Source organism: Pyxidicoccus trucidator (assembly GCF_010894435.1).
GTDB lineage: Bacteria > Myxococcota > Myxococcia > Myxococcales > Myxococcaceae > Myxococcus > Myxococcus trucidator.
This window is the reverse complement of record NZ_JAAIXZ010000024.1, coordinates 63,094-86,681: the sequence shown is the minus strand read 5'-3', so window position 1 is coordinate 86,681 and position 23,588 is coordinate 63,094. Positions and strand designations below refer to the sequence as shown.

Below are 23,588 nucleotides of genomic sequence, written 5' to 3'. Positions count from 1 at the left end.
TCGGCCGGAGGCGGCAGCCGATGCGGTGCGGGGTCGCACGCAAGCTGCGCGCACTGCAACTCCGTGCCGCACGTCCCATCGCAGCAGGGCTGCTGTCTTCCAGGACACGCGCCGCCGTCGGGCGACTGAGCCGGGGCAGGCGGTGGCCTCTGGCGCGCTTGCACCCCCGCATCCCAACGCCTCACGTCCTGGAACGCCGCGGCGCTTCCGCCATCCGTCACGTGGCCGTTGCGCCCACCCGTCCCGGGCGCCGTCTCCGCGGTGCCCCGACAGGCCGCGTTGAGCAGAAGCAGGCCAACTCCCGCCAACACGGGCCCGACGGCGCTTCGCATCCACCGCATTTTTCCTCCCGATTTCGGCCATAACCTGCCGTAACCACGGAATTCTGCGTTGCGCTGGGAAAATGTGACCGTGTCGCCTTTCAACCTACATCAGTAAGGGCACTAATCTCTTCAACAGGCGACAGTCCGTCGCCTTGGGGGCCTCCCACAGGAAACCTGGCGTTCCGGCGATGGTGCCGGGACACCCGACCAGGTTGCAAGGTGGCTCCCACCCCGCCGCAGTAAACAGGGAGCTCCCCCACGTGAGAAGGTTGGTCGCCACGCTGTCTGGCCTGTCGCTGGTGCTGTCCGGAACCAGCGCAGTTGCCCGGACGTTGCCGAATTACGATGCACTGCAGGACGCGAAGCCCGCGGGTCGAGTTGCCGCTGGCTTCAAGCCTGTGGACTACAAGGGTCCCCGCGCCGCTCATCGTGACGAGCGCACCGGTTCCCCCACTTTCGTCTGGGCCAAGAAGAGCGCGGATCAGACGAAGCTGCGCTCCCAGTTCGCGAGCATGGCGCCCGAGCAGGCCGCTCTGGCGCAGATCGCGGACGCCGCTGCTCTCTATGGAGTGAGCTCCTTCGAGGCTGCTGGCGCGCGGGTGGTCAACGTCAGCCAGAACCGTCAGGGCGTCAAGGTCGTCACGCTGGCCCAGGAGTCGGGCGGCGTCGAGGTCTTCCGCCAGAACCTCAACCTCCTGCTCAACCGCAACAACGAGCTGGTGGCCATCTCCGGCGGCATCTCCCAGCACGTCAACAACACCGCCTCGCCGCGCGCCCGGTTCCAGCTGTCGGCCAATTCGGCCGTCGCCGCTGCGTACCGTGACCTCACCGGCAACGAGCTGGACGGCAGCCTGCTCAAGAACGTGAAGGCGCAGAACGCCGGAAAGTACACGCACTTCGAGCTGGCCTCCTACGCCCGCCCCCTGGATGAGGGGCTCCTCATCCCGGCGCGCGCGAAGCAGGTTCTCTACTCGCTGCCCACCACGCTGGTACCCGCGTACTACGTGGAGCTCAACACCGGCCGCGCCGACAGCCCGGACTCCGACTTCTACGGGTACGTCATCTCCGCGCTCGACGGCCGCGTGCTGATGCGCAACAACCTGACGTCGCACGCGGAGTTCAGCTACCGCGTCTTCGCCGACACCACTCCGCCGTACATCCCGCACGACGGCCCCACGGGCGCCGTCGGCTCCACGCCGCACCCCACGGGCAACCCGGACGGCTACCGCCCGGCGTACGTCGCGCCCGCCCTCGTCACCCTCGAGAGCGCCCCCTACAGCCAGAATGACCCCTGGCTCCCGGATGGCGCCACGGTGACCACGGGCAACAACGTGGACGCGTACGCGGACCTCGTCGCCCCGGACAACTACCAGGCGGGTGACCTGCGTCCCACCGTCACCGCGCCGGGCGTGTTCGACCGGACGATGCTGTTCGACATCCAGCCGAACGCGAACGCCGAGCAGATCTCCGCGGCCACCACGAGCCTGTTCTTCATGAACAACTGGCTCCACGACTGGTTCTACGACGCGGGCTTCGACGAGGCCGCGGGCAACGCGCAGACCGACAACTTCGGTCGCGGCGGCCTGGGCAACGACGCCATCCGCGCGCAGGCGCAGGACTACAGCGGCACCAACAACGCCAACATGTCCACGCCGGCGGACGGTCTGTCCCCGCGCATGCAGATGTACCTCTTCACCGGCCCGCGCAACGCGCGCCTGACGGTGAACCCGCCCAACAGCGCCGCGGGTGACTTCCAGGTGGGCATCGCGGCCACCATGGGTCCGCAGACGTTCGACGCCACGGGTGCGGTGATCGCCGCCCTGGACGCGTCCGACGCCGCCGGCCCGTCCACCACCGACGGTTGCACCGCGTTCACCAACGCGACCGACGTCGCCGGGAAGATCGCGCTCATCGATCGCGGCACGTGCTCCTTCAACGTGAAGATCGAGAACGCGCAGGCGGTGGGCGCCATCGGCGTCATCATCGCCGACAACGCGCCGGGCTTCGTCACCGACATCGGTGGCACGTCCACCATCCCCATCACCATCCCCTTGCTGCGCCTCACCCAGGCGGACGGCAACCGGGTGCGCGCCGCGATTCCCGCCGGCATGAACGCGCGGATGTTCCGCGGGGGGACCATCAACGTCGACGGCACGATCGACAACCAGATCGTGGCGCACGAGTGGGGCCACTACATCAGCAACCGCCTCATCGGCAACGCGTCCGGCCTGGTCAACAACCAGGGACGCGCCATGGGCGAGGGCTGGGGTGACTTCACCGCCCTGCTCATGACGGTGCGCGCCGAGGACATCAACACCCCGTCCAACGCGAACTGGAATGGCGTGTACGCCATGGCCGAGTACGCGACGCGCGGAATCTCTCCGGACTCGTCGTTCTTCGGCATCCGCCGTGGCGCCTACTCGGTGGACCCCACCAAGAACGCGCTGCGCTACCGCCACATCATGGACGGTGTGGCGCTGCCGACGACCGCCCCCTTCGCTCCGGGTGGCCTCAACTCGCAGGTCCACAACTCCGGCGAGATCTGGGCCTCCATGCTGTGGGAGTGCTACGTCTCGCTGCTCCGCGCGCATCCCTTCCAGGAGGCGCAGGACCGGATGAAGAGCTACCTGGTCAACGGCTACAAGATGACGCCGTCGTCGCCCACCTACCTGGAGGCGCGTGACGCCGTCATCGCTTCGGCCATGGCCAACGACCCGGCCGACGGCCAGCGCCTGTGGGCTGCCTTCGCCCGCCGCGGCGCCGGCGTGGGCGCGGTGGCTCCGGACCGCAACTCGGTCGACCACGCGGGAGTGGTGGAGAGCTACAACGTCGGCTCGGATGTGCAGATCCTCGCCGCCTTCTACGAGGATGACTCGGCGCACGCGGGTGACGAGGACCAGATCCTCGACAACGGCGAGACGGGCCTGCTGACCTTCGTCGTCTTCAACAACGGCTCCGAGCCCGCCGACACCGCCAGCGTCACCGTCCTGTCGACCACCCCGGGCGTCTCCGTGGGCAACCGCGGCACCGCGCAGTTCCCGGCGATGGGCATTGGCGACGTGAGCATCGTCTCCCTGCCCGTGTCGCTGACCGGCGCGAGCACGGCCCAGCGGCTCGACTTCGCGTTCTCCGTCCGGGATGACCGCCAGGCGACCCCGGGCGACAAGTCCGACGTGCTGGCCTTCAGGGGCAACTACGACGAAATCCCCCTGGCCACCACCAGTGAGACCGTGGAGGCCACGCCCTCCAACCTGCCGTGGACCACCCCGTTCGACCCGGAGCTCATCCCCGCCGAGTTCGGCGTGGTCGAGTTCACGGACCTCAACCGCGCCTTCTACGGTGAGGACGTGGGCGGCCCGGTCGACTTCAGCCTCGTCTCCCCCGCGCTGAACGTCAGCGCGACCGCGCCGTTCGTCGTGAACTTCCGTCACTCCTATGACTTCGAGTTCGACGTCACCGGCTTCTACGACGGCGCCGTCATCGAGCTCACCGAGGATGGCGGTCAGACGTGGGTCGACATCGGCGATGCCGTGTATACGGGCGAGCTGGTCGAGTACGCCGGCAACCTGAACCCGCTGCAGGGCCGCCGCGCCATCGTCGGCAGCCTGGTCGACTTCCCGACGTTCCACTCCGCCACCCTGGACCTGGGGACGGCGTACGCGGGCAAGACGGTGCAGATCCGCTTCCGCATCGGTTCCGACAACGCCGTCGGCGCCACGGGCTGGGTGCTGGACGACCTGTCCTTCTCCGGCATCACCAACCTGCCGTTCATCAAGATCTGCGCGGACACCGGCGCTTGCGGGAACACCGCTCCGGTGATCTCCGCGGGTCCGGACGTGACGGTCAACGAGCGTGCGGCGGTGTCCCTCACCGGTAACGCCTTCGACGCGGATGGCCAGGCGCTTACCTACGCCTGGACGCGCGTGTCCGGCCCGGTGGTGACGTTCACCAATGGCAACACGCTGACGCCGTCCTTCACCGCTCCCGAGGTGACCGCCGACACCAACCTGGTGCTGCGGCTGACCGTGGGCGACGGCGCCGCGACGGTGACCGACACGGTGACCGTGCGCATCACCCAGGTGAACCGTGCGCCCACCGTCAACGCGGGCCTCGACGGCGTCGCCGACGAGCGCACCAACGTCACGCTCTCCGGCTCCGCCAGCGACGCGGACAACGAGGCGCTGACCTACCTGTGGACCCAGACGAGCGGCACGGCGGTGGCGCTGCGCAACTACAACACCGCGACGGCCACCTTCACCGCTCCGGAGACGGTTACCGGTGAGACGCTCACCTTCCGCCTCGCGGTCAGCGACGGCAGGATCAGCGTCAACGACTCGGTGAGCATCAACATCAACAACGTGAACCGCGCGCCGGCCGTGACGGCTTCTTCCGTCGCTGTCGACGAGCGCAGCACCGCCACCCTCTCGGCCACGGGCTCGGATGCGGATGGCGACACGCTGACCTACGCCTGGACGCAGCTGTCCGGCGCCGCGGTGACGCTCTCGGGCGCCAACACGTCGACGGCCACCTTCTCCACGGCCGAGGTGTCCGCTGACGCTGTGCTCACCTTCCGCGTGACGGTGAGCGACGGCACGGCCACGGCCACCCAGGACGTGACGGTGAACGTGCGCAACATCAACCGCGCTCCCACGGCGAACGCGGGTGTGGACATCGCGGCGAGCGAGCTGCAGCCCGTGACGCTGAGCGGCTCCGCGAGCGACGACGATGGTGACAGCCTTACGTACACCTGGGTGCAGATCTCCGGTACCTCGGTTGCGCTGTCCGGTGCCACCACCGCCACGGCCACCTTCACGGTGCCGGATTCGGCCGGCAACGAGACGCTGTCCTTCCGCCTGACGGTGAGCGATGGCCAGCTGAGCACCAGCGACACGGTGAACGTGTCGGTGAACGCCAGCAACCACGCGCCGACCGTGACGGCCGCGCCGGTGACGGTGAACGAGCGCAGCACGGCCACCCTGTCGGCCACTGCCTCGGATGTGGACGGTGACACGCTGACCTACGCCTGGACGCAGCTGACGGGCGAGGCGGTGGTGCTGTCGAACGCCGACACGGCGACGGCCTCCTTCACCGCTCCGGAAGTGACCACCGACTCCGTTCTCAACTTCCGCGTGACGGTGAGCGACGGGACGGCCATTGCCACCCACGACGTGGCGGTGACCGTGCGCAACGCCAACCGCGCGCCCACGGCGAACGCGGGTGTGGATGGTTCCGCGGATGAGCGTACGCAGGTGAGTCTGAGCGGCTCCGCGAGCGACGCGGACGGCGACGCGCTGACCTACTCCTGGGTGCAGACGTCTGGCACCCCGGTGGGGCTGTCCGGCGCGGACACCGAGCTGGCCCTCTTCACCGCGCCGGAGACGGCCACCGGTGAGACGCTCACCTTCCTCTTCACGGTGAGCGACGGCGCGCTGACGACCAGCGACACCGTGTCGGTGTCCATCAACCCTGTGAACCTCGCTCCGACCGTGACGGCCTCTGCCGTCGTGGTCGACGAGCGCAGCACCGCGACCCTCGCGGCCGTTGCCTCGGATGCGGACGGCAACACCCTGACCTACGCCTGGACGCAGGTGTCCGGTCCGGAGGTCACGCTCTCGGGCGCTGACTCCGCGACGGCCACCTTCGCCACGGGCGAGGTGACCGCCGACACCGAGTTCACCTTCCGCGTGACGGTGAGCGATGGTGAGCTTTCGGCCAGCCACGACGTGGCGGTGACGGTGCGCCAGGTCAACCGGGCGCCCGTGGCCAACGCGGGTGAGGCGGTGTCCGCCAAGGGCAAGGCCTCCGTCAGCCTCAACGGCAGCGCGAGCGCCGACGCCGATGGCGGCACGCTGACGTACCAGTGGACGCAGGTGGGTGGCCCGTGGGTGACGCTGGCGGGGGCCGACACGGCCACGCCGTCCTTCACCGCGCCCGACGTGAGGGCGAACACGGAGCTGACCTTCCGCCTGGTGGTGAGCGACGGTTCGCTCACCAGCGACGCGGCCACCGTGACGGTGACTGTCACGCAGACCGACAACGTCGTCCCCGTGGCGAAGGCTCGCATCATCCTCTCTGGCGACCAGACGTCGATGACCCTCGACGGCTCGGCCTCCAGCGACCCGGATGGTGACGCCATCACCTACAAGTGGGAGCAGACGGGTGGCCCGTCCGTCACGCTGGGCAGCGCCAACCAGGCGGTGCTGAGCGTGGACGTGCCCGAGCTCGACGACGACAGCGCCACGTTCAGCTTCAAGCTGACCGTGACGGATGCTCGCGGCGGCTCGCACTCCGTCACCGTGGAGACCACGGCCACGCCTGACACCGGCGGTGGTTGCTCCTCCACGGGCGCGGGCGCCCCGGTCGGCATGCTCGGCCTGGCGCTCCTCAGCCTGCTGCGCCGTCGGCGCAACACGCTGGCCTGAGACGTAAGGCGCCTCCTCCGCCCCTCGGGGTGGAGGAGGCCGCCTCCAGGCCCGGACGGCTGAAGGGTCCGGGTCCGGTGGTTCGAACCTGAGCTTTGGAAATCCCTGGCGGCCGGTTCCTTGTTTCGAGGGGCCGGCCGCCAGTCTTTTGTGGTCAGAGCGGCCGCACGTGCTCCGCGACGCGCCCCGTGGCGATGAGCTCCAGCAGCTCGTCGCCCATGCGCTCGCTCTCGGAGACCACCTGGTTCCACGCGCGGATGCGCGCCGTGTCGCTGAGCCGCTCGAAGTCGATGCGGTCCGGAATCTTCCCTCCGGGCAGCCGTGCGAGCAGCTCGGGGGAGGGCGCAATCAGCAGGGCCCTGCGGAAGTTCGCCGGGCGCGCGCGCCGCCAGCGCAGGGACTTGTCGAACCAGCCCGGCACCACGTACGGGTAGAAGTGCGGGTAGAGCACCAGTCCCTCGCCCGGGCCGAAGTCCAGGTCCAGGTGGTAGTCGAGCACGCCGCCGTCCCGGTACACGCCCGGCCGCGCGCCCGGAATCCTCACGCCGCTGAGCACCAGCGGAATGGAGCCCGAGGCCAGCAGCGCCGGGCGCAGGTTCTCCCGCGTCAGCGGCAGGTGCACGGAGGGCAAATCCTTCAGCCCCGCGAACGGGCTGCTGTCGCCCGCCGTATGGAAGATGACGCGCTCCATGTGCAGCCCGAGCGTCCGTCGGCTCACCAGGTTCCCCATCGCGCACAGCGCCAGCCCCAGCATCTGGACGCGAGGGTGCTCCACGCCCACCGGCCCACGGCACAGCGCCGTCACGACGTGCAGCCGTGCCCACGGGTGGTTCAGGATCTGCGCCTCGCCTTCGTCGCCCAGCAGCGCGCCCAGGATGTGCGCGCTCGTCTCGCTCACCAGCGACGGCGGGGGCTTCGCGGGGTAGCGCTGGTCGATGTACGCCGCCTCGAACCGGTGCAGCGCCGCCACCGGGTCCTCCTGCGCCACGCACGCCAGCCGCCAGCTTCCAATGGACGAGCCAATCAGGTGCAGCGGCCGTGTCCGGCCCATGAAGAGTCCGGCGAAGAGGGCGCGGTCCAGACCGGCCAGCACCAGCCACTTCGGGCCCCCCGACGCCCCGGGAACGACGTCCACGTCATCGCCACGCAGGCCCCGCTCACGAATCAACCGCAGTGCGTCAGGGCCGGCCAGGAGGGTCAGGTTCGATGCCATACGGGGGCGGCAAGGTAGCAGGCCCGCTTGCGACAGTCCGCGCGCCGCTGCTGTAGTGCGCGGCACCCCATGAAGAAGCCCAACGCTTCCGGCAGTCCTCCTCCCGGCCTGAGCCGCCGCGCCTTCCTCGGCGGCACCGCCGCGGCCACCGCCCTCGTCACGCTGGACTCGCAGGCGCAGACCGCCGCCGCCCCGGCCCCGGTCCCCGCGTCCCGGCCCTTCGAGCTGGAGGAGGCCACCGTCGCGGACCTCCAGGCCGGGATGAAGTCCGGCAAGCACACCGCACAGGGGCTCACGGAGCGCTACCTCGCGCGCATCCACGCGCTGGACCGCAAGGGGGACCTCCCGCTGCTGTCCGTCATCGAGCTCAACCCGGATGCGCTCGCCATCGCCGCGGCGCTCGACAAGGAGCGCAAGGAGAAGGGGCCTCGCGGGCCGATGCACGGCATCCCCGTGCTCATCAAGGACAACATCGCCACCGCGGACCGGATGCAGACCACCGCGGGCTCGCTCGCGCTCGTGGGCGCGGTGCCCTCGAAGGACGCCTTTATCGTCGAGCGCCTGCGCGCGGCGGGCGCGGTCATCCTCGGAAAGACGAACCTCAGCGAGTGGGCCAACTTCCGCTCCACGAAGTCCTCCAGCGGCTGGAGCGGGCGCGGCGGCCAGTGCCGCAACCCGTACGCGCTGGACAGGACGCCGTCGGGCTCCAGCTCGGGCTCGGGCGTGGCGGCGGCCGCCAACTTCTGCGCGGTGGCCGTGGGCACGGAGACGGACGGCTCCGTCGTGTCGCCCGCGGCGGCCAGCTCGCTGGTGGGGCTCAAGCCGACGGTGGGCCTGGTGAGCCGCTCCGGCATCATCCCCATCTCCCACAGCCAGGACACCGCTGGCCCCATGACGCGCACCGTGGCGGACGCCGCGGCGCTCCTGTCGGCGCTCGTGGGCATCGACGCGGCGGACGCGGCCACGGCAGCGAGTCAGGGCAAGGCGCACGCGGACTACACGAAGTTCCTGGACCCCGACGGGCTGAAGGGCGCGCGCATCGGCGTCCCGCGCGAGCGCTTCTTCGGCTATCACGCTCCCACCGACGCGCTCGTGGAGCAGGCGCTCGAGCTGATGAAGGCCCGGGGTGCCACCATCATCGACCCGGCCCCCATCCCCGCGGCGGCGAAGCTGGACGGCCCCGAGTTCGAGGTCCTCCTCTACGAGTTCAAGGCGGACCTGGAGGCGTACCTCGCCGGGCTGGGGGAGGGGACGCACCCGCGCACGCTCGCGGACCTCATCAAGTACAACGAGGAGCACCGCGCCACCGAGCTGCCGTACTTCGGCCAGGAGCTCTTCCACATGGCCCAGGAGAAGGGCCCCCTGACGGACAGGAAGTACCGCAAGGCGCTCCAGGACTGCCGCACGCTGTCGCGCGAGCAGGGGCTGGACGCGGTGATGGCGAAGCACCGGCTGGACGCGCTCGTCGCCCCCACGCAGGCGCCTCCGGGCCTCATCGACCTGGTGAACGGCGACCACTGGCTGGGCAGCAGCTCCACGCCAGCGGCCGTCTCCGGCTATGCCACCCTCACCGTGCCCGTCGGCTACGTCTTCGGGCTGCCGGTGGGCATGTCCTTCATTGGCCGGGCGTGGAGCGAGCCGACGCTGCTGAAGCTCGCCTACGCCTACGAGCAGGCCTCCCGCCACCGCCGTCCGCCCACGTTCGCGCCCACGGCGGACCTGCGGCTGAAGGCCGCGACCTGAGTCCCCGGCCGGCGCCGTGGCTCAGGGCTTCGGCGAGGTCGCCCAGGGCGAGGTGGCCTGGAGCACGGCCTCCTGGAGCGCGGCGGTGCGCAGGTGGGAGATGCGCTGGTACTCCGGGTCCTCGACCATCTGCAGGAACGCCGCTCGGCTGGGATAGCGCACCAGCAGCACGGCGTCCCAGGACTGTCCGGACTCGGCCACCAGCGCGGTGGAGCCATCTCCCGCGTAGAGCGGCTGGCCGCCGGCCTTGAGGAGGAAGGGCATGACGGCGCTCGCGTACTCCGCGTAGGACGCCCGGCCTCCCTCCTTGAAGCGCACCAGGTTCAGCATGACCACGGGGCCTCCCGGGTCTTCCTGCACGAAGCGTTGGATGTCGGCGCGGTTCGGATCGACGGCCACGGTGTCTCCTCGGATGGGGCCGCCCGGAGCGGGGCGGTGCCCCATTGTCGCCTATGTCCGGTGCTTCAGGGGGACACCCGGGCCAACCGTGCCCGGGCCTCCCAACCCGACTCCGGGGAAGCCGGTGTCCGCGGGCGTGCTCCCGCGGGCCTCCGGTCCCCGGCGCCGTGGCTCAGCTCACTGGTAGTACGGCGACAGCGCGGCGTGGACGCGGGCGAGCAGGTCTTCCGCCTGCGCCCGCTCGGCGCCGCTCAGCGAGCCCAGTCCCGCGGTCAGCGTGTCCCGGGCATCCCGCAGGGCGAGGTACGCGGGCAGGCTCTGCATGGACTTGAGGATGTCCACCATGGTGCGGCGGGCCTTGAAGCTCCGCACGCCGTCCACGTTGAGCAGGATGCCCTGGATGTCCGCGAGCACCGCCGGGGTGACGGCGGCGTCCTCGCCCGGGGTGGCGGTGAAGGCATCTCTCAGGCTCGCCGGGTCCAGGTAGAGGCGGGCCAGGATGCGACGGGCCAGGTCATCCGCCACCGTGCCGTAGAACGGGCCGGCGTCGGGGGGCACGGCCAGGGGAGGCCGCACCTGGCCGATGGCCACGTCATAGGCGAACAGCTGGTCCGCCGGGGAGCCCGCGCGCACCCACTGGAGCGTGGTGTTGGCGTAGTAGTCGAACGCCGACTCCAGCGCGGGGAAGGGGAGCACCTCGTAGAGCAGCAGCTCCTGCACCAGCTGGTGCGTGGGCCCGAAGAAGAAGCCCAGCGGGTCCGAGTAGCGGTCGAACCGGATGCAGTACGGGTCCACCACCGTGTCCTCGTCCGTGCAGAACAGCTCCGTGGGCAGCGCGCTGTCCAGCCCGTAGAGGTAGCGCACGGCCTGCACGTCATAGGTGCCCGGCGTGTCCACGTAGATGGCGTCCGGGTCATAGACGTACTCCATCGCCGAGTTGGAGCGCGGCGAGGCCGGGTCGCCGTCGAACACCAGCGAGCCCGCGAAGTTGTGGCGCAGGCCCAGCGTGTGGCCGACCTCGTGCAGGATGACGTGCGTGAGGTACCGCTCCACCTTCTGCTTCTTGGTGAGCGGGCCGTCCACCGCCGCCGCGGGCAGCTTGTCGTGGCGCGTGTCGGCGTCGGGGCGCAGCGGGGGCAGGGCCAGCTCGCACAGGGGCTCACCGTCGAAGCCGCCCCACGTCATGCGCAGCGGCTTGCGGGCGTCCTTCAGCTTTGCCTTGAGGCTCGCCGCCGCGTCGTCGCTGAACTCGCCGTCGGCGAACTCCAGCCACAGCGCGTTGACGTAGACGCTGGCGCCGCGAATCTCGCCGGTGTTGGGGTTGGTGCGCCAGTCGGCGAAGGCGAAGCCCGCGGAGGCGTCCGGGTCGAAGATGATGACGTTCTTGTCGTCATCCGCGAAGCCGATGCTGTCGCCCACCGAGGCCTCGAACACCTTGAAGCCGAAGGCCGCGTTCCAGTTCTCCACGCCCTTCTTCACCGCGCCCACCACGTCGTAGTCCTTGAAGCGCGGGTCGGCCTGCACGGCCCTCACCGTGTCGGTGATGAGCCACTTGATGGGCTTCATGCCCGGCCGGATGTTCCACTTCGCCGCCGTCTGCACCACCTGGCCGGTGTTGGGCACCAGGCGCGGCTCGCTGCGGAAGTAGTGCTCCTGCGGGGGCAGCTCGGTGGGCGTATAGCCCGCGCCCTCCTGGTAGCGGCGCAGCGCCACGCCCAGCGTGCCGGAGCTGCGCAGCTGGTTGTCCTCCAGGTAGTCGGAAGAGCCCGGGTCCGCCACGTCCGCGTAGCCGGTGAAGAGCTGCTCGAAGGTGACGCCGTCGGAGATCTTCCGGAAGCGCTGGGCGAAGCTCAGCTCCACCTCGAAGCGCACGCCGCCCTGGCCGTACGCCTCGCCAATGAACCCGAACCGGTTCAGGCCCGCAGTCGGGTCCACCAGGATGTAGCCGTCCGAGCCGCGCAGGTGGTTGAAGGGGCCGTAGTCGTTGACGATGGGCCACGCCTCCACCAGCACCTGCGGGTCGAAGATATCGCTGGTCGTCTTCCGCTCATCCACGTCGAAGACGAACAGCTTGCCGTTCTGCTCCTTGAACGACACCACCCGCGTGCCCAGCGTGGACGCGGCGCCGTAGAACACCGCGCCGGGGAAGAGCTGCTTGAGGTACGCGGACAGGAACCAGCGCTGCCCCAGCTCGCTCTTGCGGATGGCCAGGTAGAAGCTCTCGCCGGAGTTGGACACCGCTCCGTCCAGGTGCTGCTTCAGCTGCTCCTGCTGCTCCGCGCTGACCGCGCGGGGCACGGCGACAAAGGCGTCATCCAGTTCCACTTGCAGCGTGGATGCCGGAGTCTCCGGAGCAGGTTGGGGGACCGGCGCGTCCGACGGGCCGCAGCCGACAGTCAGGGCCACAGCGGTGGATACAGCGCCCCAGAAGGAGCGTCGTAGCGGGGATTGCCACCTCATGTTTGCCTCCGTGATCGATGAAGAGCGGTGACGTCCCGGAATGGGAGTCCGCACTTCAGTCGTCGCGGAGCCAATGCTGAAAGTTGCTCCTCATACTGTTTTCTTGAATTTTCGCAATCTGGTTACTACTCCAACTCACCTGCGGGGCCGCTATCGGGCCGCTCCCGCTGGGCGTCGAGGTAGGCGGCGAAGCCGGCCTTGGACTGGATGCGGAAGGTGGGGATGCGCGCGAGCGCCTCGGGAGGGAAGGCATACTGCTCGCAGACGAGGCTCGCCCGCCGCGCGCCTTCCTCGCCGCCGGTGAAGGGCCGCACCTCGTGCTGGAGGTCGCCGCGGAAGTGCACCAGCAGTCCTTCGCGGGGCCGCACCTCGCCCACGGGCACGTCGTCGCGCAGCAGCCGCAGCTCGCCGCCCTTCGCGCGCTCGGGGACCTGGAGGTACAGCACGCTCACGTGCCGGGGCGTGGCGCCGGGCACGCCGCTGGGCTCCTGCAGCGTCGCGTCGATGTGCCGCCCCACGGGCGTGCCCGCGTCCAGCAGCAGCAGGTTCAGGTAGAACGCATTGGGGAGGATGCGCTCCCTGCTCGCTCCCAGCAGCCGTTCCCTCCACGGCAGCAGCCCGCGCGCGCTGGCAGGATCCAGAACCCGCGCCAGGTAGCAAGATAGGAAAGGGAAGCGTGCCTCCAGCATGGCCCGGCCCTGGAGCGTGAAGATGAAGGCGAAGCCGCGGCTGGCCCGGAACGTACCCATCAGCGGGCTGCGCGCGACGAAGCGCGAGCCCAGCAGGGCTTCCCGGAGCATCCTCAACTCCAGTACCGTCAGGGCTTCACGCTGGGTGGTGTACGTGCGCACGGCGAGCCAGCTGGGATGGCGGGTCGAACGGACCCATGGCAGGTTTACAGTCTACTTTCTATGTTTCAGCTCTGACGTTCCTTTATCCCCCGAGACGCTCTCATGAGCCAGCACCTCCAACCTTCCAGCGCTCCGCCTCCCGCGACCCTCATCATGAACCAGATGGTGTACGGCTTCTGGGTCTCCCGCTGCCTGCAGATTGCGGCGGAGCTGAGGCTCGCCGACACCATCGGCGACACGCCGAAGACGGTGGAGGAGCTCGCGACGGCCAGTGGCACCCATGCGCCCTCGCTGGCCCGCATGCTGCGCCTGCTGAGCGGCGTGGGGGTGATGGTGAAGGACGAGCAGACCCAGCGGTGGGCGCTGACGGAGATGGGCGCCCTGCTGCGCAAGGACCACCCGGGCTCGGTGCACGGCTCGCTGATGGCGCATGGCCACCCGCTGTCCTGGCGGGCCTGGGGCGAGCTCAAGACTTCGCTCACGACGGGCAAGCCGGTGGTCGAGCAGCTCGTGGGAGAGACCTTCTTCGAGTTCCTGGGGTCTCACCCGAAGGACGGGGCCATGTTCCAGGAGAGCATGGTGGCCTACCAGCTGCAGAACGCCCCGGCGGTGGTGAACGCGTATGACTTCTCCACGGCCCGCACCATCTGCGACGTGGGCGGCGGCACGGGCGCGCTGCTGGCCCACATCCTCCAGCGGCACCCCGCCGCCCGGGGCACCATCTTCGAGACGCCCCTGGTGACGAAGGAGGCGCGCGCGAAGCTCGCCGAGCAGGGGCTGACGGAGCGCTGCGACGCCATCGAAGGCGACTTCTTCGCCTCGAGTCCCAAGGGCCAGGACATCTACATCCTGTCGCAGATCCTCCACGACTGGAACGACGAGAACAGCCTCCGCATCCTCACCCAGATCCGCCAGGCCATGCGCCCCGACTCGCGGCTGCTCATCGTGGAGGCGGTGCTGCCGGGCGACAACGCCAATCACTTCGGCAACCTCTACGACATGGCGATGCTCATCCTGCTGGGCGGGAAGGAGCGCACGGAGGCGGAGTACAAGGAACTGGTGGCCAGGGCGGGGCTGCGCGTCTCCCGCATCGTCCCCACGTCCATGCCTCCCAGCATCGTCGAGGTGGTCCCCGCGTAGTCGGGGCTCCCCCAGGGCGGGCGGTGCCGGCGTCTCGTGGCCGTCCGCCCGCCTCAGTGCCTCGCCTCGTCCAGCAGGTCGAGCAGGGCCCGCTCCGAGCATTGCACTGCGCGCCCATGACCTCCTGGAGGGACTCGTCGACAACCCAGGCTTCGGCTGGCCGCCTGCTGGAGGAGAGAGCAGAAAAGCGCCCGGCGGCGTTTTCGATGGGAATAGAGGTCGATTAGAGTCCGGGGCGGTTCCCATGCACGAGTTCCTCAGCGCCATCCTCACGCTCCCGACCGCGGTCTTCACCATCGCCATGGGCGTGGTGCTGACCTACTGGCTGTTCGTCATCATCGGGGCGGTGGGCATCGACCTGCTGGATGGCAACCTCGACTTCGAGGCCGGTGGCAAGGCCCTGGGGGGCGCCTTCGAAGGCGGCGCCAAGGCGCTGGGCGGCGCGCTCGAGGGCGGCGGCAAGGCGCTGGGCGGCGCGCTGGAGGGCGGGGTCAAGGCCGCCGGTGAGGCCGTGCAGGGCGGCGCCAAGGCGCTGGCCGGGCACCACGACCATGACATGCACGTGGATGGCGGCATCCTGTCCGCGCTGGGCTTCGCGGGCATTCCACTCACCGTGTCCGTGAGCCTCGTGTCGCTCTTCTCCTGGACGCTGTCGCTGCTGAGCTCGCCGCCGGTCCACGCCATGCTGGGGCCGGTGCTGCCGAACTGGGTCCTCAGCCTCGCGCTGGGGCTCTTGTGCTTCGCCGTGGGCACCGTGGGCGCGGGGTTCACCGTCCGTCCGTTGCGGCCCATCTTCGTGGCGCGAAAGGCCCCGGGCCGCGACTCGCTGATGGGCCGGGTGTGCACCATCTCCAGCGGAAGCGTGACGGACCGGCATGGCCACGCCACCTTCGAGGATGGCGGCGCCGGCATGATTCTCAATGTCGTCTGTGACAAGCCGAATGAGCTCAAGCGGGGCGCCCCCGCACTCATTCTCGCCTACGACGCGGAGAAGGGCGTCTACGAGGTGGAGCCGGTGGACTGGCTGGTGCCGGAGGAACTGGAGCAGCTCCAGGACCCGGTCAGGGCCGCGGCCCTGGCCCGAGCGAAGGCTCGCGACTGAAGAGAAGCGCGGGCCGCTCCAATGGGGGGGAGGCCGGCAAGAATTCCAGGCTGGGGGGCTTTTGCGGGGGACCTCCGGCGCCTGATAAAAGGCCCGCTGTCATCACATTTCAGGATAGGCCATGGATTCCATCAACTGGGGCACAGTCGTCGGTGTCGCAATTCCCGTCCTCATCATCTTGTTCGGCGTGGGCATCACCATTGCCCGCCTCTACCGTCAGGTGGACCAGGGCAAGGTGCTCATCGTCAACACGATGAAGAGCGAGCCGGCCGTCACCTTCACCGGCATGGTGGTGTTCCCCATCATCAACCGCTCCGAGGTGATGGACATCTCCCTCAAGACGGTTGAAATCGACCGCCGCGGCAAGGAAGGCCTCATCTGCAAGGACAACATCCGCGCGGACATCAAGGTCACCTTCTTCGTGCGCATCAACAAGACGCGCGAGGACGTGCTCAAGGTGGCGCAGGCCATCGGCTGCGCCCGCGCGTCTGACCAGACCACGCTGGAGAACCTCTTCGAGGCCAAGTTCTCCGAGGCCCTCAAGACGGTGGGCAAGAGCTTCGACTTCGTCGAGCTCTACACCAAGCGTGACGAAATCAAGGACCAGGTGGTCCGCGTCATCGGCCGCGACCTCAACGGCTACATGCTGGAGGACTGCGCCATCGACTTCCTGGAGCAGACCCCCGTCGAGATGCTCGACAAGGACAACATCCTCGACGCCGAGGGCATCCGGAAGATCACCGAGCTGACGACGAAGCAGAACGTCTTCACCAACGAGCTGCGCCAGGACGAGCGCATGGCCGTCACCAAGCGCAACGTCGAGGCGGACGAGGCCATCTTCGCCCTCGAGCGCCAGCGCGAGGAGGCCTCCGCCAAGCAGAAGCGGGAAATCGACAGCATCCACGCGCGTGAGTCCTCCGAGGCCGAGCGCGTGAAGCAGGAGGAGCACGCCAAGGCCGAGCTCGCCCGCATCAAGGCCGAAGAGGAAATCCTCATCAACGAGCAGAACAAGCACCGTCAGGTCGAGGTGGCCCAGAAGAACCGCGAGCGCGTGGTCGGCGTGGAGTCCGAGCGCGTGGAGAAGGACCGCGCCCTGGAGGCCATCAACCGCGAGCGCGAGACGGAGCTGCAGCGCATCGCCAAGGAGAAGGCGCTGGAAGGCGAGAAGAAGCTCATCGCCGACGTGGTGCGCGCCCGCATCGCCGTGGAGAAGACGGTGGCCGAGGAGGAGGAGCGCATCAAGGACCTGCGCGTGAAGGCCGAGGCCACCCGCCGCAAGGACGCGCTCATCATCACCGCCGAGGCGCAGGCGCAGGAGAAGACGGTCAAGGACGTGAATGCCGCCAAGGCCAGCAGCGAGATGGCCACGTTCATGGCGAAGGAGAAGCTCATCCTGGCCGAGGCGGACTTCGAGGCCGCGGACAAGACGGCGAAGGCGAAGATCCGGCTGGCAGAGGGTGTCCAGGCCGAGTCCGCCGCGCACGGCCTGGCCGAGGTTCGCGTGAAGGAAGCCGACGCGCAGGCCACCGAGAAGCTCGGCATGGCGCAGGTGCGCGTGAAGGAGGCCGAGGCTGGCGCCATCGAGAAGCAGGGCCATGCCCAGGCGCAGGTCGTCCGCGAGCGGATGCTGGCGGAGGCCGCCGGTGAGCAGGAGAAGGGCCTGGCTCGCGCCCGCATCCAGGAGGCCGAGGCCGGAGCCGTCCAGAAGAGCGGCGAGGCAGAGGCCAGCGCCATCCGCGAGAAGCAGCTGGCGGAGGCCGCGGGCATCCAGGAGAAGCTGTTCGCCGAGGCCCGGGGCCTCGCCGAGAAGGCCGCGTCCATGAAGCTGATGGACGGCGTCGGCCGCGAGCACGAGGAGTTCCGCCTCAAGCTCAACAAGGAGCGCGACGTGGAGCTGGAGACCATCCGCGTGCGCAAGGACATCGCCCACGCCCAGGCCGAGGTGCTGGCCAAGGCGTTCACCAACGCGAAGTTCCAGATTGTCGGCGGCGACGGCCAGTTCTTCGAGCGCTTCGTCAAGGCGGTGTCGTTCGGCACCGCGGTGGACGGGGCCATGGACCACGGCGAGTCCCTGAAGAAGGCGCTCGGCGGCTACCTCAACGGTGAGAAGGACCTGCCGGCGGACCTGAAGGAGATCCTCTCCAAGCCGGGCCTGAGCGGCGACGCGCAGAACCTGGCGGTGGCCGCGCTGCTGCACAAGCTGGCGTCCAGCCCGGTGGCCGCGACGGGCGCCGGCCTGAAGGCGCTGGTCGACGAGAAGCAGGGCTGACAGGTCGATGGGCCGCCACCGCGCACCACGCGGTGGCGGCGGGTTGGTACGACGACCCTCGCTCCGGCCTCTCCTTCAGGGGGGTGCCGCTCCCTGAAGGGAGTGGGTGGGGCGGGGGTCTACGCTTTTTCCGGTGAACATCCATGGCAACTGACGGCAAGGGCGCGGCGCCCACGGGCGAGGCGGCGCTGGAGGGCGGCAGCTACGAGGTCATCCGGACGCGGCTGCTGGCGCAGGCGGACGCGCTGGCCGCGAAGGCGAACGACCTCAACACGCGCCGCAAGACGCTCTTTGGCGGCACGGAGCTCTCCGTCATCGGCAACGAGCGGGTGCGCACCGAGCACAACTGCGTCCCGCGCGACATCTCCGCCGTCGGGAAGTACCTCCTCTTCGGCTACAACGTCTTCATCGGGCTGAAGAAGGAGACGTCGGTGTCCGACGTCTTCTCGCTGCACCGCTTCGAGAAGACGGGGGAGGGCTTCGACTTCGCCACGGTGCCCAACACGGAGGCCGGCGGGTTCCTGGCGGACCCTCGCTTCGTGAAGGACTTCGGCGAGCTGTACAAGTACTACAAGGACGCGAAGCTCCTGCAGCTGCGCCGGCTGGACTCGCGCCTGCTGGCCATCTTCCAGACGGGCCAGTCGCTGCGGGACATCAAGGTCTTCCGCTTCAGCGTGGACGTGGAGGGCCGCGCCACCTACCTGGACAACCAGGGTGAGAGAGACCACGTCTTCCCGCCGTCCCACGACTTCGAGTGGACGGTGGCCACGCGCGACAACTACGTCACCGGCCAGCACCCGCACGTCAACGTGCTGGACCAGGTGTTCGTGGAGACGGTGAAGGGCGACCTCACCATCAAGGTGGAGGACAACACCTCCTCCGGCATGGGCATCTACAGCGAGCCGGTGGAGGACCCGGACCAGTCGCTGGACGACGCCGAGTTCGCCTACGCCCAGGTGGGCACGCTCATCCTGCTGCGGGTGCTGCCCTTCCGTGAGAAGGCCCACCGCTACCTCGTCTTCAACTCGCGCACGCAGCACGTGGTGCGCATCGACGCCCTCGGCCAGGCGTGTGTGCGGCTGCCGGAGGACCAGGGCATCGTCTTCCCCGGCGGCTACTACCTCCAGACGGGCGACTTCAAGGTCTTCGACGGTGACGCCGCTGGCGCGGGCATGGAGTTCAAGCGGGCCATCCGCTCGCCGAATGGTGAGGACGTGCTCTACGTCTTCCACCGTCGCGACGAAGGCTCCTACGTCCTCTTCCCGTACAACCTGGTGCGCAAGGAGGTGCAGAACCCCCTCGTCGGCCACGGCATGAGCCTCTTCGCGGACGGGCAGCTGGTCATCTTCCGCTCCACGTCCAGCGAGCCCACCCGCGTCCACCCCATGCAGGTGTGGCAGACGCCCTTCGTCTCCGCGGAGCACGCGGCGGCCACGCCGCCGGCCCCCGGCTACCTGGGCAAGGTGGGCAACGCGGAGCTGGTGCGCGGCATCTCCGACTCGCTGACGCTCCAGCGCATCGCGAAGTCGGACAAGCCCTCGCGGCGCACCTACGAGGACCTGGTCGCGGCGGCCACGCGCGCGCTGGACGCGTTTTACTGGCTGGGCCATGCGGAGACGGGCCTTCGCGAGCCGGTGGAGGCGCTGCGGCGCACCTCCGAGCTCATCATCGACGAGTTCGAGAAGGTCCTCACCCTCCAGAAGCGCGCCACCGAGGCGCTCGCGGCGGCGGTGACGGCGCAGGACGAGTTGCTCCTGCGGGTGCAGCCCGAGCAGCTCACGAATGCCGAGGCCTTCATGCAGGCCCTGGCGGACCTGCGCAAGCAGCGCGGCCACCTGATTACCCTCAAGGACATCCGCTACATGGACCTGGGGCGGGTGGAGGCCCTGGAAGCCGCGGTGGTGGAGGCGTCCGACAAGGCCAGCGCGGCCTGCGTGGACTTCCTCCAGACGGGCGAGGCGCTCCAGCCGCTGGCCACGCGCCTGGACGAGCTGCTGGCGAAGCTGGAGCCCCTCCAGACGACGGTGGAGCTGGCGCCGCTGGGCGAGGATGTGGATAAGACGGCCCACGGCCTGGAGGTGCTGGGCGAGGTGGTGGGCGGGCTCCAGGTGGGCGACCCGCTGGCCCGTGCCCGCATCCTGGAGGGCATCTCCGAGCTGTTCAGCCGCCTCAACCGGGTGCGCGCCAGCCTGGGCGCGAAGCGCAAGGAGCTGTCCGGCCGCGAGAAGCGCGCGGAGTTCGGCGCCCAGTTCAAGCTGCTGGGTCAGAGCATCGAAAGCGCGCTGACGCAGGCGGACTCGCCGGAGCGCTGTGACGAGGCGCTGTCGCGCCTCACGGTGCAGCTGGAGGAGCTGGAGGGCCGCTTCGGCGAGTTCGACGAGTTCCTCGGGCAGATCACCACCAAGCGCGAGGAGCTGCTGGAGGCCTTCGGCGCCCGGAAGCAGTCGCTGGTGGACGAGCGCCAGCGCCGCGCGCAGGGCCTCTTCAGCGCCGCGGAGCGCATCCTCCAGGGCGTGCAGCGCCGGTCGAAGTCGTTCAAGACGGACGACGAGCTCAACGGGTACTTCGCGTCCGACGCGATGATCCTCAAGCTGAAGCAGCTGGCCGAGCAGCTGATGGGGCTGCAGGACAGCGTGCGCGCGGACGAGGTGCAGTCGCGCATCAAGTCCGCGAAGCAGGACGCGCTGCGCGCCCTGCGCGACAAGCAGGACCTGTTCGCGGACGGCGACTCGCTCATCAAGCTGGGCGCGTACCGCTTCAACGTGAATACGCAGCCGCTGGAGCTGACGCTGGTGCCGCGCGAGGGCGCGCTGTACCTGCAGCTCACCGGCTCGGACTACGCGCAGAAGGTGGAGGACCCGGAGCTGCTGAAGTACCGCGACCTCTGGGACCAGCACCTCGTCTCCGAGTCGAAGGACTTGTACCGGGCGGAGTACCTGGCCGCCTGCGTCCTGTCCGACGCGGAGGACGGGAAGGGCGGCCTGACGCTGGCGGCCCTGCACGAGGCGTCGGTGGGCGGCGCGCTGCTGGAGAAGGTGCGTGCGTACGCGGCGGACCGCTTCGACGAGGGCTACGAGCGCGGCGTGCACGACGCGGACGCGGCGGCCCTGCTGGAGAAGCTGCTGCACCTGCACCAGGGCGCGGGCCTGCTGCGCTTCGCCCCGGTGCCGCGCGCCTGGGCGTCGCTGTTCTGGGCCTTCGACACGGACGAGGCCGTCCGGACCCTGTTCCACCGGCGCGCGCGCAGCCTCTCGCGGCTGCGCACCACCTTTGCCTCCACTGGCGGCATGGCCGACCTGGGCACCGAGCTGGGCGAGCAGGTGGCGGTGTTCCTCACCTCGCATGGCGTGGCGCACTCGCCCGCCGAGGCGCGGCAGGCGGGCCGCTACCTGGTGGAGGAGCTGGGCGTGGAGCGCCCGCGCTTCACCACCAGCGGCGAGGCCCTGGCGCTGAAGGATTTGTTCCTCGGGCAGCTGGACAGGCAGGGCACGCGCTCGGCCTTCGAGGACGACCTGAGCGGGCTGGAGAAGGACCTCTCCTCGCGGCTGGAGATTGCCCGGGCGTGGGTGGACGCGTACCTCGCGAAGCGCGAGGAGGGCCCTGGCGCGTGGGCGCACGTGGCGCTGGAGACGGCGGTGTTGCTGCTCACCGAGCGCAAGCTGGACCGCGAGCCCGCGGGCGCGCTGACGGCCAGCGAGGTGACGAATCTGCTGGGCAACCACCCGCGCATCCATGACAGGAAGCTGCCCCTGCGGCTGGACGAGTTCCTGGCGCGCACGGGCGAGTTCCGGCAGGTGCGGGTGCCGCAATACCAGGCCTACCGGGCCGTGCTGCGTGACTTGCTGGAGCGCGAGCGGCGCAAGCTGCGGCTGGAGGAGCTGACGCCGAAGGTGCTCAGCTCGTTCGTGCGCAACCGGCTCATCGACGAGGTGTACCTGCCGCTCATCGGCGCCAACCTGGCGAAGCAGCTGGGCGCGGCGGGCGAGGGCAAGCGCACGGACCGCATGGGCATGCTGCTGCTCATGTCGCCGCCGGGCTACGGCAAGACGACGTTGATGGAGTACGTGGCCAGCCGGCTGGGCCTCACCTTCGTCAAGGTGAACGGCCCCGCGCTGGGGCACGCGGTGAAGTCGCTGGACCCGGCCGAGGCGCCCAACGCCACGTCGCGCCAGGAGGTGGAGCGCATCAACCTGTCCTTCGAGATGGGCAACAACGTGATGCTCTACCTCGACGACATCCAGCACACGGACCCGGAGCTGCTCCAGAAGTTCATCTCGCTCTGCGACGGCCAGCGCCGGATTGAAGGCGTGTGGAACGGCCGGACGCGCACGTACGACCTGCGCGGCAAGAAGTTCTGCGTCGTCATGGCGGGCAACCCGTACACGGAGACGGGCGAGCGCTTCCGCATCCCGGACATGCTCGCCAACCGCGCGGACACCTACAACCTGGGTGACATCCTCGACGGGAAGGAGCACCTGTTCGCGCTCAGCTACATCGAGAACGCGCTGACCTCCAACCTGGCGACGGCGCCGCTGGCCACGAGAGATCCGGCGGACACGCACCGCCTCATCCGCATGGCGCAAGGCGAGGAGGTGCCCGCGGGCGAGCTGAAGCACGGCTACGCGGCGGCGGAGCTCCAGGAAATCGTCGCGGTGTTCCAGCGCATGTTCAAGGTGCAGTCGGTGCTGTTGAAGGTGAACATGCAGTACATCGCCTCGGCGGCGCAGGACGAGCGCTTCCGCTCGGAGCCCGCGTTCAAGTTGCAGGGCAGCTACCGCAACATGGGCAAGCTGACCGAGAAGGTCGTGGCGGCGATGACGGACGACGAGCTGGAGCGGCTCATCGACGACCACTACCAGGGCGAGTCGCAGACGCTCACCACGGCGGCGGAGCAGAACCTGCTCAAGCTGGCGGAGATGCGCGGGCGGCTGACGCCGGAGAAGGCGAAGCGCTGGGAGGACATCAAGCAGGGCTTCGCGCGGGTGAAGCGCATGGGGGGCAAGGAGGACGACCCCGTGGCGCGCGTCACCGGCCAGCTCAGCGGCATCGAGGAGCAGCTCGGCGCGGTGCGGGACGCGGTGATGCAGGCGGCGTCCCAGGTGGCCAGCGGCGCGGAGCAGGGCACGGACCCGGCGGCCGAGGTACTGCCCCACCTGGAGGCCCTGCGCGACGCGGTGCTGGAGGTGGCGAAGGTGGGCCGCGAGGCGAAGGCCACGCCGCCGCCGCTCCCGGCCCCGGCCGCGACTCCGGCCACGGACCTGGCGCCGTACCTCAAGCACCTGGCGCAGCTGCTCAAGGCGCTCACGGAGCGGGTCGCGGTGCAGACGCAGCAGCCGGCGGTGGTGGCTGCCCAGACGCCCGCGCCGGACTTCGGGCCTTATATGGAGCAGCTCTCGCGGGCGATTGCCGCGCTGGCGGACCGGCCGGTGAATGTGTCGGCCAGCGTGCCGGCCGAGGCGCTTCAGCGCGCGGCCGTCGCCGGGCCTTCACCGGCGGAGCTGAGCCGGCAGATCGAGCTGGTGGAGGGCGTGCTCCTCCCCTTGGAGCGGGCCTCGCGGCGCGCCATCCAGGGCGAAGGGGAGGGCGTCAAGTCGCTCCAGGTCTGGCAGAACGTGACGGAGGCCCTGGAGCTGCTGCGCAGCATGCTGCGGCGGTAGAGGATGGCC

At 69.5% G+C, this 23,588-nt stretch carries 10 protein-coding genes; 6 read left to right on the top strand and 4 right to left on the bottom strand.

All coding sequences use genetic code 11. The features are described 5' to 3' along the window. Nucleotides 1-583 precede the first annotated feature (583 nt). Nucleotides 584-6,745, top strand: a complete 6,162-nt coding sequence (locus tag G4D85_RS42545; protein ID WP_275900366.1) for a myxosortase-dependent M36 family metallopeptidase — start codon at nt 584-586, stop codon at nt 6,743-6,745. Between the two features lie 154 nt (nt 6,746-6,899). Here the strand turns inward: G4D85_RS42545 and G4D85_RS42540 are convergent, their stop codons facing one another. Continuing rightward, nucleotides 6,900-7,958, bottom strand: a complete 1,059-nt coding sequence (locus G4D85_RS42540; protein ID WP_164020006.1) for a patatin-like phospholipase family protein — start codon at nt 7,956-7,958, stop codon at nt 6,900-6,902. Between the two features lie 69 nt (nt 7,959-8,027). Between G4D85_RS42540 and G4D85_RS42535 the strand changes: the two genes are divergently transcribed. After that, entirely contained in the window at nt 8,028-9,701 is a 1,674-nt protein-coding gene (locus tag G4D85_RS42535) for an amidase (RefSeq protein WP_164020005.1), read from the top strand. A 21-nt stretch (nt 9,702-9,722) separates the two neighbouring features. Here the strand turns inward: G4D85_RS42535 and G4D85_RS42530 are convergent, their stop codons facing one another. The 3 genes from G4D85_RS42530 to G4D85_RS42520 all read right to left on the bottom strand — a co-directional run bounded on the left by G4D85_RS42530 (nt 9,723) and on the right by G4D85_RS42520 (nt 13,360). Next, on the bottom strand, nt 9,723-10,100 hold the full coding sequence (locus tag G4D85_RS42530) for a DUF1330 domain-containing protein (protein ID WP_164020004.1): 378 nt from the start codon (nt 10,098-10,100) through the stop codon (nt 9,723-9,725). Nucleotides 10,101-10,277: 177 nt separating this feature from the next. Then, nucleotides 10,278-12,398: a zinc-dependent metalloprotease gene (locus tag G4D85_RS42525; RefSeq protein WP_205525946.1), complete on the bottom strand. Its 2,121-nt coding sequence runs from the start codon at nt 12,396-12,398 to the stop codon at nt 10,278-10,280. Between the two features lie 287 nt (nt 12,399-12,685). After that, nucleotides 12,686-13,360, bottom strand: coding sequence for a 2OG-Fe(II) oxygenase (locus G4D85_RS42520; protein WP_420821749.1), 675 nt, complete (start codon nt 13,358-13,360; stop codon nt 12,686-12,688). A 153-nt stretch (nt 13,361-13,513) separates the two neighbouring features. Between G4D85_RS42520 and G4D85_RS42515 the strand changes: the two genes are divergently transcribed. The 4 genes from G4D85_RS42515 (at nt 13,514) to G4D85_RS42500 (ending at nt 23,579) form a co-directional block, all read left to right on the top strand. Further along, nucleotides 13,514-14,551, top strand: a complete 1,038-nt coding sequence (locus tag G4D85_RS42515) for an acetylserotonin O-methyltransferase (protein WP_240359832.1) — start codon at nt 13,514-13,516, stop codon at nt 14,549-14,551. Between the two features lie 244 nt (nt 14,552-14,795). Next, entirely contained in the window at nt 14,796-15,653 is an 858-nt protein-coding gene (locus G4D85_RS42510; RefSeq protein ID WP_164020001.1) for a hypothetical protein, read from the top strand. Nucleotides 15,654-15,774: 121 nt separating this feature from the next. Then, a complete protein-coding gene (locus G4D85_RS42505; protein WP_164020000.1) occupies nt 15,775-17,922 on the top strand; it encodes a hypothetical protein in 2,148 nt (715 codons plus the stop codon). A gap of 143 nt (nt 17,923-18,065) precedes the next feature. Then, complete coding sequence (locus G4D85_RS42500) at nt 18,066-23,579, top strand: DNA repair ATPase (RefSeq protein WP_164019999.1); 5,514 nt, start codon at nt 18,066-18,068, stop codon at nt 23,577-23,579. Nucleotides 23,580-23,588 lie beyond the last annotated feature (9 nt).

What these genes read in the sequence shown, in the direction of transcription:
- G4D85_RS42540 (WP_164020006.1), bottom strand. Translation starts at nt 7,958, where the DNA reads ATGGCATCGAACCTGACCCTCCTGGCCGGCCCTGACGCACTGCGGTTG.
- G4D85_RS42535 (WP_164020005.1), top strand. Translation starts at nt 8,028, where the DNA reads ATGAAGAAGCCCAACGCTTCCGGCAGTCCTCCTCCCGGCCTGAGCCGC.
- G4D85_RS42520 (WP_420821749.1), bottom strand. Translation starts at nt 13,360, where the DNA reads ATGCTCCGGGAAGCCCTGCTGGGCTCGCGCTTCGTCGCGCGCAGCCCG.
- G4D85_RS42515 (WP_240359832.1), top strand. Translation starts at nt 13,514, where the DNA reads ATGAGCCAGCACCTCCAACCTTCCAGCGCTCCGCCTCCCGCGACCCTC.
- G4D85_RS42510 (WP_164020001.1), top strand. Translation starts at nt 14,796, where the DNA reads ATGCACGAGTTCCTCAGCGCCATCCTCACGCTCCCGACCGCGGTCTTC.
- G4D85_RS42505 (WP_164020000.1), top strand. Translation starts at nt 15,775, where the DNA reads ATGGATTCCATCAACTGGGGCACAGTCGTCGGTGTCGCAATTCCCGTC.
- G4D85_RS42500 (WP_164019999.1), top strand. Translation starts at nt 18,066, where the DNA reads ATGGCAACTGACGGCAAGGGCGCGGCGCCCACGGGCGAGGCGGCGCTG.